The organism is Coprococcus sp. ART55/1 (assembly GCF_000210595.1).
Classification (GTDB): Bacteria; Bacillota; Clostridia; order Lachnospirales; family Lachnospiraceae; genus Coprococcus; species Coprococcus aceti.
Genome location: NC_021018.1, coordinates 97,142 through 110,944, shown reverse-complemented (window position 1 = coordinate 110,944; position 13,803 = coordinate 97,142). Strand labels below are relative to the sequence as shown.

At 46.1% G+C, this 13,803-nt stretch carries 12 protein-coding genes and 1 pseudogene; all 13 read left to right on the top strand.

Annotation, left to right across the window (positions count from 1 at the left end; genetic code table 11):
* A partial coding sequence (locus CCU_RS00510) for a penicillin-binding transpeptidase domain-containing protein (protein ID WP_256364694.1) occupies positions 1-333 on the top strand: 333 nt, incomplete at its 5' end.
* Positions 334-403: 70 nt separating this feature from the next.
* The gene (mraY, locus tag CCU_RS00505) at positions 404-1,363 is read left to right on the top strand and encodes a phospho-N-acetylmuramoyl-pentapeptide-transferase (RefSeq protein WP_015533167.1); all 960 of its coding nucleotides are present in this window, start codon (positions 404-406) and stop codon (positions 1,361-1,363) included.
* A gap of 46 nt (positions 1,364-1,409) precedes the next feature.
* Positions 1,410-2,771, top strand: a complete 1,362-nt coding sequence (gene murD / locus CCU_RS00500; protein WP_015533166.1) for a UDP-N-acetylmuramoyl-L-alanine--D-glutamate ligase — start codon at positions 1,410-1,412, stop codon at positions 2,769-2,771.
* A 38-nt stretch (positions 2,772-2,809) separates the two neighbouring features.
* Entirely contained in the window at positions 2,810-3,922 is a 1,113-nt protein-coding gene (locus CCU_RS00495; RefSeq protein ID WP_243440824.1) for an FtsW/RodA/SpoVE family cell cycle protein, read from the top strand.
* Positions 3,923-3,946: 24 nt separating this feature from the next.
* Positions 3,947-5,398, top strand: coding sequence for a cell division protein FtsQ/DivIB (locus CCU_RS00490; RefSeq protein WP_015533165.1), 1,452 nt, complete (start codon positions 3,947-3,949; stop codon positions 5,396-5,398).
* 125 nt (positions 5,399-5,523) lie between these two features.
* Positions 5,524-6,813 carry a cell division protein FtsZ gene (gene ftsZ / locus CCU_RS00485; RefSeq protein ID WP_022217215.1) on the top strand — a complete coding sequence of 430 codons (1,290 nt, stop codon included), beginning with the start codon at positions 5,524-5,526 and terminating at the stop codon, positions 6,811-6,813.
* Between the two features lie 88 nt (positions 6,814-6,901).
* On the top strand, positions 6,902-8,422 hold the full coding sequence (locus tag CCU_RS00480; protein ID WP_015533164.1) for a bifunctional ADP-dependent NAD(P)H-hydrate dehydratase/NAD(P)H-hydrate epimerase: 1,521 nt from the start codon (positions 6,902-6,904) through the stop codon (positions 8,420-8,422).
* Positions 8,406-9,578 (top strand): alanine racemase, encoded by a 1,173-nt coding sequence (gene alr, locus CCU_RS00475; RefSeq protein ID WP_242849635.1) that lies wholly within the window; start codon positions 8,406-8,408, stop codon positions 9,576-9,578. The genes CCU_RS00480 and alr overlap by 17 nt, the downstream gene beginning before the upstream one ends.
* A 103-nt stretch (positions 9,579-9,681) precedes the next feature.
* A complete protein-coding gene (locus CCU_RS00470; protein WP_055144003.1) occupies positions 9,682-10,026 on the top strand; it encodes a type II toxin-antitoxin system PemK/MazF family toxin in 345 nt (114 codons plus the stop codon).
* A 30-nt stretch (positions 10,027-10,056) separates the two neighbouring features.
* Positions 10,057-10,857 (top strand): hemolysin family protein, encoded by an 801-nt coding sequence (locus tag CCU_RS00465; protein WP_015533162.1) that lies wholly within the window; start codon positions 10,057-10,059, stop codon positions 10,855-10,857.
* A 46-nt stretch (positions 10,858-10,903) separates the two neighbouring features.
* Positions 10,904-11,653, top strand: coding sequence for a YebC/PmpR family DNA-binding transcriptional regulator (locus CCU_RS00460; protein WP_015533161.1), 750 nt, complete (start codon positions 10,904-10,906; stop codon positions 11,651-11,653).
* 187 nt (positions 11,654-11,840) lie between these two features.
* Positions 11,841-13,577: an ABC transporter ATP-binding protein gene (locus tag CCU_RS00455; protein WP_015533160.1), complete on the top strand. Its 1,737-nt coding sequence runs from the start codon at positions 11,841-11,843 to the stop codon at positions 13,575-13,577.
* A pseudogene (locus CCU_RS00450) lies at positions 13,570-13,803 on the top strand (ABC transporter ATP-binding protein); the annotation flags it as partial. The gene CCU_RS00455 and the pseudogene CCU_RS00450, both read left to right, overlap by 8 nt.

Below are 13,803 nucleotides of genomic sequence, written 5' to 3'. Positions count from 1 at the left end.
AGACAGGTTATAGATGAGGAGACATCACAGAAGATGCGGGAGATGCTTGAGGCAGTCGTTGCCGAGGGCGGCGGATCAAAGTGTGCCATAGAGGGCTGCAGGATAGGCGGAAAGACCGCCACGAGTGAGAAACTTCCCAGAGGAACAGGCAGATACATATCTTCTTTTATAGGATTTGCGCCGGCGGATGATCCTCAAGTCCTGACGGTCGTGCTAATAGATGAGCCCGAGGGCACATATTATGGAGGAACCATAGCGGCCCCTGTTGTGAGAGATATTTTTTTGAATATTCTTCCCTATTTGGGAATTGACAAAGCCACAAATGAGTATTAAATTTATCTCAGTCTGAAAACAGTTTAAGAAATACATAGTCCGCGGTGCGCGGGCAGGTAAGGAGTACAAAATGAATTTAGATTTAAAGATTGTTTTACCGGTAGTGATAGCATTCTGTATCAGCGTGGTGCTGTGCCCTATAGTTATACCGTTCCTGAAGAAGCTCAAGTTCGGTCAGTTTGTCAGGGATGACGGCCCACAGGCACATTTGAAGAAGGCCGGAACACCAACCATGGGTGGACTTATAATCCTTCTGTCACTTACGATCACGACGCTTATCTATATGAAGAAATATCCGGATGTCCTTCCGGTGCTTTTTGTGACACTTGGATTTGGACTTATCGGATTTATCGATGATTACATCAAAGTTGTTATGAAGAGATCAATGGGACTTCACGCATGGCAGAAGATGCTCGGACAGATTGTCGTTACGGGAGTATTTGCATATTATGTAGAGAAGTATTCAGATATCAACAATGAGCTTATAATACCATTCCTTGGCAAGACGGTTCAGCTCAACAGCACACTCTATGTGATACTGTTGTTCTTCATCGTGCTTGGAACAGTTAATGGTGCGAACTTCACAGATGGACTTGACGGACTTGCGTCATCAGTCACGGTTCTCATAGCCACATTCTTTGCGGTTGTAGCAGTGGGAACAGACTCAGGTGTTGCTCCGGTTGCCTGCGCAGCGGTTGGATGTCTTCTTGGCTTCCTTGTGTACAATGTGTACCCTGCAAAGGTATTCATGGGAGATACAGGTTCTCTGGCACTCGGTGGATTTGTTGCATCAACAGCGTATATGCTCAAGATGCCTATATTCATAGTTATAATAGCTTTCATATACTTCCTTGAAGTATTATCAGTTATAATACAGGTTGTTTCATTCAAGCTTACAGGCAAGAGAGTGTTCAGAATGGCACCTATACATCATCATTTTGAGCTCGGGGGATGGCCTGAGTCAAAGGTCGTTGCTATATTTTCTATAGTGACTGCAGTCCTCTGTGTGGTAGGTTTACTGGCTCTGTAATGTAGAAAGGAGAAAATGGTGCAGTGGTGCACCATGGTGAAATGATATGGAGATCAATACAGCGATAGTAGCAGGAACAGGAAAGAGTGGAATCAGTGCAACCAAGCTTCTGGTAAATCATGGAGTAAAGGTTTATCTGTTCGATGAGAACAAGGACAGAGATATAGAGGCGATAAAGGAGAAGACAGGCGATTCAGAACTCGTTCAGATAGAACTCGGCGAGCTTGGAGAGGATGCCCTCTCATCATCACAGCTCATGGTCATCAGTCCGGGAATCCCTGTTGATGCGCCATTTACAGATGTGGTGAGAAATGCGGGAATACCTATCTGGAGTGAGATAGAGCTGGCATACCATTATGGTAAGGGTAAGATAGCAGCCATAACAGGAACAAACGGCAAGACTACAACTACAGCCCTTGTGGGAGAGATAGTCAAGGCACACAATGCCAAGACCATCGTTGTGGGAAATATTGGAATACCTTACACAGAGCTGTGCGACACAACAGACGATGATTCAGATACAGTTGCAGAGATAAGCAGTTTCCAGCTTGAGACGGTTATAGATTTTCATCCGAATGTCAGTGCAATACTCAACCTGACTCCGGATCATCTGAACAGGCATTATACATTTGAGAATTATGGAAATGTAAAGTTTTCAATAACAAAGAATCAGACCATGGATGATGTGACAGTCCTAAACTATGATGATGAGCATACACGCGCCATGGGAGAGAAGGCAAAGGATCATTGCCATGTAGTATATTTCAGCAGACTGGAGAAGCCGGCCGGTGGAGTATATGTAGAGGATGGGGATATCATCCTCGAGGATGGCGATAAGAAGATCAATGTACTTGCCATTAAGGATCTTAAGCTCATGGGAGCTCACAATGTTGAGAATGTTCTGGCAGCAGTTGGAATATCATATTATATGGGAGTCCCTGTTGATGTTATTAGAGATGTTGCAACATCATTCAAGGCTGTTGCTCATAGAATAGAATATGTTGACACCGTCGATGGTGTCGCATACTACAATGATTCAAAGGGAACAAACCCTGATGCAGCCATAAAGGGAATACAGGCCATGGTGGCTCCTACATTCCTCATAGGTGGAGGCTACGACAAGGGTTCTGAGTACGACGAGTGGATAGAGGCGTTTGACGGCAAGGTAAAGTGGCTCGTTCTCATAGGCCAGACTGCGCAGAAGATAGCTGACTGTGCCAAGAGACATGGATTTAACTCAATTATATTTGAGGAGAATCTTCAGGATGCGGTAGCATATTGCCATGAGAATGCGGTTGACGGAGATGCGGTGCTTCTCTCACCTGCATGTGCAAGCTGGGGACAGTTTGACAACTACGAGCAGAGAGGCGATATGTTCAAGGAGTATGTAAGAAGCTATAAGGAGTGATCTGATTGCATGGAGGTCCTGAGGTTTCAGAAGATAGAGTGAGAGATGCACGAAAACGGTGTCCGGGAGGATATGTGGATGTGACCATGCTCCTGGCGCTGGGGATGATTCTGACATTTGGGCTTGCCATGATATACAGTACGAGCAGTTACAGGGCGTACGACCTGTACGGAGATCAGATGTACTTTTTTAAAAGACAGGCACTTTATATGTTGCTGGCGATCTTCGCCATGTACATAGTGTCAAGATATGACTACAGGCGGCTGCTCAGGCTGTCTGCGGTCATTTTGCTGTCATCACTTGTTCTTCAGGTGGTGGTGCTGATAATAGGAACGGCCAGCCATGGGTCAGCAAGATGGATATATATTGGACCTATAGGATTTCAGCCATCAGAATATGCCAAGACGGCGATCATAATCTACACCTCGGCGAGGGCTGCCGTGGAGAGCAAAAATCTGTGCAGACCGGGCTGCCTTATAAAGGTAATGATCCTGCCCGTGATCACCATAGCCCTGATCGGTGTGGAGAATCTCAGCACGGCTATAATCTGTTTTGCAATCCTTTTTGTAATATTGTTTGTGGGAAGCCCCAGGGTCAGACATTTTGTTCTGATCGGTATATTTGGTGTTGTCGGGAGTGTGCTTTTCATAATGTTCGCAGGCTACAGGGCGAACAGAGTCAAGATATGGCTTGATCCTGAAAATTACGCAGATGGCTATCAGACGGTTCAGTCGTTATATGCCGTTGGTTCCGGTGGACTGTTTGGAGTGGGCTTTGGGAGAAGTGTCCAAAAGATGGGGTTTATTCCGGAGTCACATAATGATATGATATTCTCAGTCGTGTGTGAGGAGCTCGGAATTGTCGGAGCGGCATTTATACTTATCATTTTTCTTATATTACTTAGGCGGATGGCTGTGACGGCCATGAATGCCAGAGACAGATTTGGAAGCATGCTCACAGCGGGAGTGATGGCACATGTGGCGGTCCAACTGCTGATAAATGTGAGTGTTGTCACGAATACCATTCCGCCGACAGGTGTGCCGATGCCATTTGTCAGTTATGGCGGAAGTTCGATAATTTTCATTCTGATGGAGATGGGGATAGTGATGTCCGTATCCAGAGGAATTTCGTATGACGAAACAGACATATGACAGATCCTTTAAAGGAAGATTTGAATGGAAAACAACAATAGACGAAATGTTAATAAAAATAGAATGAGCAGAAATGTTGATGTTGCGCAGACCAGACGTGAAAGCGGCTATGTGGATGTCATGACCGGAAAACGCCTCGACGGAAGGGTCAAGGTTCCGGTTGATAAGAGAAGACAGCAGACAGACAGCCGCAATGGACAGCGGAGAGCAGACGGAGATATGCGCCGCAGGACGGATGAGCAGACACGAAGAAGGCCTGATGGGGAGCACCGCAGAACAGGCGAACAGGCGCGCAGAAGGCCTGATGGGGAGCACCGCAGAACAGGCGAACAGGCGCGCAGAAGACCAGACGCAGAGCGTCGCAGATCTGACGAGCGGGTGCGCAGAAGACCAGACGGAGAGCGCCGCAGATCTGACGAACAGGTGCGCAGGAGACCAGATGGAGAGCACCGCAGATCTGATGAGCAGGTGCGCAGGAGACAGGATGGAGAGCGTCGCAGATCTGATGAGCAGGTGCGCAGGAGACAGGATGGAGAGCGTCGCAGACCGGATGACCGGATGCGCAGAGAGGATGCAGAAAAACGCAGATCCGAGGAGAGACGCAGGCGTAAGCAAGATCAGGCGGTTGCTGCAAAAAAGAAGAACAAGAAAAAACGCAAAAAAGAGCGCAGAAAGCTTACCCCGGAGGAGATAGAGAGAAAGAAGAAGCTGCAGGCGGAGAAACTTGCCAGAAGAAAGGCGAGACGTGAGAAGGCGGCAAGGATATTCAAGATAGTTCTCAAGATACTTCTTATTCTGGTGGTGCTGTGTGCTATAGCGTTTGTATACATACGTACATGTTATAAATTGAAGTCCATAAAAGTGACCGGAACTGATCACTACACTGACCAACAGATGGTCGATATCGTGACCGGCGGTAAGGATTATGGCAATACGCTGCTGTTTATACTTGAGAGCAGACTGAATCCTGCCCAGGATGTAACCTTTATAGATAAGATAGACGTCACATATGTGAACAGGAATTCAGTAGAGATCACGGTGTACGAGAAGGCCATGGCGGGCTGCATAAAGTACAACGATCAGTATGCATATTTTGATGGCGACGGTATCGTGCTCGAGATATCCGATGCAAAGCTTGATGATGTTCCTTGTATAGAGGGACTTACAAGTGACAGCGTGGAGCAGGGAAAGAAACTTGATGTCGGCGATTCGGGATTCTTCCAGGAGATACTGACTATGACACAGCTCATTTACAAGAGCGGAATACAGATAGACAAGATTACTTATGACACAGATCAGAATCTCATACTTCACAAGGATGGAATAAAGATCAGGATCGGCGACGGTGAAAACCTGGAGACGAAATTCATGAATCTTGAGAGCATACTTGAGAGCGTGAAGGGTAAAAATGGAACTCTTGATATGTCGAATTACAGTGAATCGCAGAGGAACGTTATCTTTAAAGAAAATAAATAAAAAATTTCTTGCGTAATGATATAAAAAATCGTATTATATAGGTACTAATGCGATAAAACGGTCAGCTTTTGAGCAGATGACAATGATTGATGGATAAAGAATAAGTATATAAGGAGGATGCAACCGTGCTTGAGATAAAATCAAATGACGAGAGAACACCGGCAAGGATTCTTGTAATTGGTGTCGGCGGTGCAGGTAACAATGCTGTTAACAGAATGATCGATGAGAATGTTGAGGGAGTGGAACTTATCGCTATCAATACAGATAAGCAGGCTCTTTCACTCAGCAGAGCTACAACAAAGATCCAGATAGGTGAGAAACTTACCAAGGGTCTTGGTGCTGGTGCAAAGCCTGAGATCGGTGCCAGCGCTGTAGAGGAGAATAGAGAAGAGATCGTAGACATCATCAAGGACGCCAACATGGTATTCGTAACATGTGGTATGGGTGGTGGAACAGGAACAGGCGCTGCCCCTGTCGTTGCAGAGATGGCACGTAACCTTGGTATCCTCACAGTCGGAGTTGTCACAAAGCCATTTGGTTTTGAGGGCAAGCCTCGTATGAGAAACGCGATCGAAGGTATAGAGAGACTTAAGGAGAATGTGGATACACTTATTGTTATCCCTAACGACAAGCTCCTTCAGATCTGTGATAAGAGAACAAGTATTCCTGATGCGCTGAAGAAGGCAGATCAGGTACTTCAGCAGGGTGTTCAGGGTGTTACAGACCTTATCAATAAGCCGGGTCTTATCAACCTTGACTTTGCAGATATACAGACAGTTATGAGAGATAAGGGTATCGCTCATATCGGTATAGGTTCAGCAAGCGGAGAGAACAAGGCTGTTGACGCCATCAAGGAGGCTATGGATTCACCACTTCTTGAGACAACCGTTTCAGGTGCAACAGATATCATCGTAAACTTCTCAGGTAACATTGGTATCGTTGAGGCTTATGATGCTGTTACATATCTTACAGAGCAGGCTGGAGATGGAGTCAACATCATCTTCGGTACAGTTGACAATGACAACATGGGTGAGGATATAAGCATCACGATCATTGCTACAGGTCTTGAGAGATCAGGCGAGAGCGATGTCACCGCAAGATATGCAGGTACTGCATCTCCTATGGGAACAATGACCACACCTAAGCCAGCAGTTACAACAACACCTGCTGCAGAGCCAAAGACTGCTACATATGCAGGCCAGAGCCTTGGAACACACAGCACTCAGACAAGCACAAGACCATCGTTCCTCGGCGGTCAGACAACTGAGACTGCTCCGGCAGCAAAGCCAGCATACACAGCACCTGTGACACCAGCACAGCAGACACCTGTAACATCAACACCAGTTGAGCCGGCACATGTGTCAAGACCAAAGACAGAGAGTATCAAGATTCCTGATTTCCTCAAGAAGAGATAAGGAAGAGATCGGAAGATTTTTATATGTAAGTATAAAACGGGTAATTTCGAGAGAAATTATCCGTTTTCTTCAATAAGGAGGCAGAAATATGTTTTATGTTGCAGACCGAACAGAGATGCAGGAGATAGACAGGCTGACCATAGAGGAAAAGGGTGTGCCAGGGATCCTGCTTATGGAGAGAGCTGCGATCACCGTGCTGGAGGAGATAAATTCCAGACTGAAGTCTATAAACGCGGACAGAAAATTAAAGTGCCTTGTGGTTGTTGAAGGCGGCAATAACGGCGGGGACGGACTGGCTCTTGCGAGACTCCTGTACCAGCAGGGAGATATTGTCCATGTCTGTTATATAAATGGAATATCGAGAGTAAGCGACAGCTTTTCATATCAGCTTGAAATAGCGAAAAAAATCGGCATACAGGTGACGGATCACATCATTGACAGTGATTACGATGTGGTTGTGGACGGAATATTTGGCGTCGGACTCAAGCGTGATGTGGCGGGAATATGGAGAGAGACCATAGAGACGATGAACGGACTTGGCGGCTTTAAGGTTGCCATAGATACCCCGTCAGGTGTGGATGCCAGCACGGGGCAGATCATGGGATGTGCATTCAGGGCGGGCATGACGGTCACATTTGGACTGAATAAAAGAGGGCTGATATTTTATCCCGGCTGCGAGATAAGCGGAGAGGTCGTTGTGAGAGACATAGGATTTGCACAGGCTGAAGTGGACAGAGTACACCCGGTGGCATATTCCTACAACAGAGACGATCTGTGCATGCTTCCGGGACGGAGTGATTCATCAAATAAGGGAACATATGGAAAGCTTGCGGTGATAGCTGGAAGCAGAGACATGTCCGGTGCCATGACATTTGCGGCGGAGGCTGCATACAGGATGGGAACAGGGCTTGTGAAGATATACACACATATCGACAACAAGGAGATAGCAGGAGTAAGAATTCCTGAGGCAGTGCTTATGTGCTATAGCAACAAAGATGAAGCGGAGCAGTGTGCAAGGGATGCCGTGGAGTGGTCGGATGCCATACTGATCGGTCCTGGTATAGGAAAAGGCGATGCGGCAAGAAGCATGGTGGAATATATTATGTGCGAGGCCGTGCAGACCGTGATAGCGGATGCGGATGCCTTGAACATAATATCCGAAAAGCCCGATATTCTTGGAAGACACAGAGGACCGGTGATCGTAACGCCACATATAGGAGAGATGTCAAGACTTACAGGCGTCGCCATACCGGATATAAAAAAGAATATATTAGAGGTGTGCAAAGACTTTTCGATGGAGTATAATGTTGTAAGTGCGCTGAAAGATGCCAGAACATGCGTAAGTGACGGCAGGGATGTGTACATAAACACATCCGGTAATAACGGTATGTCAACTGCGGGGGCAGGGGATGTGCTTGCCGGGATAATAGCTGGGCTTGTCTGCACCGGACTTGGTGCGTATGAGGCTGCGAAGCTGGGAGTATATATACATGGGTTGGCAGGAGATATGGCGGCAGAGCACAGAGGAAGAAATGCAATGATAGCCAGGGATATAGTGAGCGCTATATCGGAGGTTATAAAAGGAGCAGAACATGATGGACAACAGTAACTTTAACAGAGTGCAGGCTGTGATAAATCTTGACAATATAAGGGATAATATCACGGCTATGAAGAGGCTTATAGACGGTGATAAGAAGATGCTGGCGGTCATAAAGGCAGATGCCTATGGACACGGCGCTGTCGAGGTGGCAGAGGCACTTGATGATCTGGTGGATTTTTTTGCAGTGGCATTCATCGATGAGGCTTTGGAGCTCAGAAGAGCAAATATAGATAAGCCCATATTGATACTGGGCTACACAGATCCCTCGGATTACGAACTGATTCTCAGATATGATGTTAGACCTGCCATGTATGAGGTGGACGATGCACAGAAGCTCTCGGATCTGGCGGTGAGCATGAATACAAAGGCAAAGATCCATATCAAGGTCGATACAGGCATGGGAAGAATCGGATTCACATGTGATGAAGATGGCGTGAAGAACATAGAAAAGATCAGTCAGATGCCGGGCATAGAGATAGAGGGGATATTTACCCATTACGCAAAGGCTGATGAACTCGACAAGACCGCTGCAAATGGTCAGCTTGAGAAGTTCAGGTGGATAAACAGCCAGCTTGAGGCACTTGGAATACACATACCTGTAAGGCATATATCTAACAGTGCGGGTATCATGGAGATGGACAATTCGGATTTTGATATGGTCAGATCGGGAATAGTCACATACGGACTTTATCCATCAGATGAGGTAGATAAGAATATAGCGGCTTTGAAACCTGCTATGAGACTTATGTCCAAGGTTATATTTGTGAAGGACGTAAAAGCCGGAACAGGTATAGGATATGGATGGTCCTATATAGCGGATCATGATATAAAGGTTGCGACGGTGTCGGCAGGATATGCCGATGGATACCCAAGAGCACAGTCCAATATAGGCAGAGTTATCATCCATGGAGAGTATGCTCCGATCATCGGAAGGGTGTGCATGGATCAGTTCATGGTTGACGTGAGCCACATTGATGGTGTAAAAGTAAGAGATGACGTAACTCTCATCGGACAGGATGGAGACAGAGAGGTAACTGTCGAGGAGGTGGCAGCGCCTGCCAACAGCTTTAATTACGAGCTGGTATGTAACATATCAAGACGAGTTCCGAGAACATACATAAGGGACGGCAGAGAGCTTGGACAGGTAAACTATCTTCTGGATTAACGAATAACCGGTACTGTCATGGGCAATACTTTTTTTAGAGTGGAATACATACTATATAAGTATATAGCCACATTCAATGAAAGTATTTGTGGGGTGAACAGAATTGGTGATCAGACGTGGGGATATTTATTACGCGGATCTAAGACCGGTGGTTGGATCGGAGCAGGGAGGCATACGACCTGTTATAGTAGTTCAGAATGAGGCTGGGAACAGACACAGTTCCACGGTCATAATAGCTGCGATAACCAGCAAGATGAAGAGGCCAAAACTTCCAACACATATCATGCTTGATTCTTCAAGCTGTGATATAGCGAAGGATTCCGTCATATTGTTGGAACAGCTCAGGACTATAGACAAACAGCGCCTGAAAGAAAAGGTGTGTCACGTTGACGCTGATGTGCTGAGGCGCGTTGATGAAGCTCTGAAGATAAGTCTTGAACTGGCATAAAATAATATATGAGGTGATACAGACTATTATATGAAGATTTTTAACAAAAAATCAGAAGAGGAAAAGGTAGAAGAAGAGATCATATCCATGGTGAACGAGGGAAATGAGCAGGGACTTATAGAGGACTCTGAGGCCCAGTTTATTACAAACATATTTGAGTTCACTGACAAGGAGAGCAGAGATGTGATGACGGCCAGATTGAACGTCATGGCTATAGACAAGAACTCTGATCTGGACGAAGTCATGGAGATAATGATAGAGAATAACTATTCAAGATATCCGGTGTATGACGGTGATCTTGACAACATAGTTGGAATAATCTATTTCAAGGATTTTGTGAAGGAATATCTGCGCGATAAGACGAAATCACTGGCTGAGATCATGGTTGAGGCTACATTTGTACATCCTACGTACAACATAGCAAAATTGTTCCGCAGGATGCAGACAGCAAAGATACATATGGTCATAGTTGTGGATGAGTATGGTCAGACAGAGGGAATCGTGACCATGGAGGATATTCTGGAAGAGATAGTCGGCAACATACTTGACGAGTACGATGACGCCAGCGAGGATATCAAGAAGCGTGGCGATATGTACATAGTCAGTGGTAAGGCTGAACTGGATGAGCTGAGTGACGTTCTGGGGATAGAATTCCCGGACGAGGACTTCCAGACGCTGAACGGATTTCTGCTGTATGAGCTGGGGAGACTTCCATATGCGGATGAGGAGATAGAGATAGTGTATCAGAACTACAGATTCACTTCCCTGTCGGTAAATAACAACATGATCGATGAGGTAAAGATCACAAAGGTTGAAAAAACACCGCAATAGTGTTAATATACGTAACTAGTAATCAAGAGAAAGAGGAGAATTAACGATGTCAGGACATTCAAAATTTGCGAACATCAAGCACAAGAAGGAAAAGAACGATGCAGCAAAGGGTAAGATCTTCACAATCATTGGTAAGGAGATCGTGGTAGCAGTAAAGGAAGGCGGAGCAAATCCTGAGAACAACAGTAAGCTTCGTGATGTAATCGCCAAGGCAAAGGCAAACAACATGCCTAACGATACTATCAAGCGTGGTATCGAGAGAGCGGCAGGAGATGCAAACTCAGTAAACTATGTAGTGAATACATATGAAGGCTACGGTCCTAACGGTACCGCCATCATAGTAGACACTCTTACGGACAATAAGAACAGAACAGCAGCCAATGTGCGTAACTGCTTCACAAAGGGTGGCGGTAACGTAGGTACAACAGGCTGTGTATCATATATGTTTGATCACAAGGGACAGATCATCATTGCCAAGGAAGACTGTGATATAGATGCAGACGACCTCATGATGATGGCACTGGATGCAGGAGCTGAGGATTTCTCAGACGAGGATGACAGCTACGAGATCATCACAGCACCTGAGGATTTCTCGCAGGTAAGAGAGAGCCTTGAGAAGGAAGGCATAAAGATGGCTGAGGCTGAGCTCACAATGATACCTCAGAACTATGTTGATATAGACGATCCTGAGGTTGTCAAGAAGTTCACAAGGATTATAGATATGCTTGAGGAGGACGATGACGTTCAGGCAGTATATCACAATGCAAATCTTCCGGAAGAGGACGATGAGGACTGATATATAATTGCAGGGGATATGATAACATTGATAACAGACAATTAATCAGATGATCAGCGCCATTGCAGCATAGTTTGAAATAGAACTTCCGCACCTTATATATGGTGTGGAAGTTCTATTTGAGTAATGACGACATGGATGGTATCTGTGTCTGTTATATACGGAATGAGTATTGTTAGGAGAAGAGATGAAGGGAATACTTAGATATCTTAAGGACTATAAGAAAGAGTCCATACTTGCCCCGCTTTTTAAGATGTTGGAGGCAACATTTGAATTGCTTATCCCGATCGTCATGGCAAATGTAATCGATGTCGGTATAGCAGGGCGTGACATAAGCTACGTTGTGAAGATGTGTCTCGTCATGATACTTTTGGGAATTATCGGTCTGGTGTGTTCTATCACCGCCCAGTATTTTTCGGCAAAGGCTGCTACAGGATTTGGAACAGCACTTCGAAATGATCTGTTCAGGCATATTACATCACTTTCATACACAGAGATCGACAGCATAGGAACATCCACACTGCTCACGAGAATGACCAGTGACACGAACCAGGTACAGACAGGAGTCAACATGGTGCTCAGACTGTTCCTCCGTTCACCGTTCATAGTGTTCGGTGCCATGATCATGTCATTCACCATCGACGTGAAGTCGGCCATGACATTTGTGGTGACCATACCGGCACTTTCAATTGTTGTGTTCGGTGTTATGGCACTCAGCATACCTCTGTTCAAGAAGGTGCAGAACAGACTGGACAGAGTCACACTGCTCACCCGTGAGGGACTTGAGGGCGCGAGAGTTATCAGAGCCTTCAACAGACAGGACAAGGAATTTGAGGAGTTTGACAAGTCCACGGATGACCTGATGAAGTTCCAGCTCCTTGCAGGACGTATATCAGCGTTCATGAATCCTGTCACTTATGTGATAATCAATCTCTCAACCGCAGCTATAATCTGGATCGCAGCAGGACAGACAGATGCGGGAATCATCACACAGGGAAAGGTCGTCGCACTTGTCAACTATATGTCACAGATACTCGTCGAGCTTATCAAGCTCGCAAACCTTATCGTGACGATCACCAAGGCTGTTGCCTGCGCAAAGAGAATAAATGCGGTCATGGATCAGCAGCCATCCATAACGGATGGATCAGGCAAGGCAGCAGGATCACCGGCAAATGCTGTAAAGGTAAGCTTCAGGGATGCAAATCTCAGATATGCTGGGGCCGGAGCAGATTCCCTGTCAGATATAACATTTGACGTGGCACCGGGCGAGACTGTGGGAATCATAGGCGGAACTGGATCAGGCAAGAGTTCCCTGGTCAACATGATACCGAGATTCTATGATGCGAGTCAGGGAAGCGTGTGCATAGACGGAGTTGACGTAAAGGACTACACCCTGGACGAGCTCAGGCATAAGGTCGGAGTGGTACCGCAGAAGGCTGTATTGTTTGCCGGAACAATAGCAGATAATATCAGGTGGGGCAAGCAGGATGCGACTGAAGCAGAGATAGACGAGGCGCTTGAGATAGCCCAGGCCAAGGAGTTTGTAGACGGCAAGGAGAATGGAATATACTTCAAGATCACCCAGGGGGGCAAGAACCTGTCGGGTGGACAGAAGCAGAGGCTTACCATAGCCAGAGCGGTCGTCAGAAAGCCTGAGATACTGATACTGGATGACAGCGCATCGGCGCTAGATTTTGCAACTGATGCGGCTCTCAGAAAAGCGATCAGGGAGAAGACAAAGGGCATGACTGTATTCCTTGTGTCACAGAGAGCGTCGACCATCATGAATTCGGATAAGATCATCGTCATGGATGATGGTCAGATAGCTGGGATAGGAACCCATCGGCAGCTGCTTTCTAACTGTGAGATATACAGGGAGATATGTCAGTCACAGCTTTCGGAGGAGGAACTGTCTCATGAGTAAAGATAAAGGGAATAAATCAGTAAATAAAAAGACGATACTCAGAATACTGAAGTATATCAAGAGATACAGGTTCCTCGTGGTTCTGTCTCTTATATGTGCAGCCATATCGGTCGTGCTCACACTGTATGCACCTATCATTATGGGACATGCAGTTGACAGGGTCGTTGGACCGGGAAAAGTAGATTTTACAGGACTTAAGGGAATGCTTGAAAAGCTTGTGATTGTG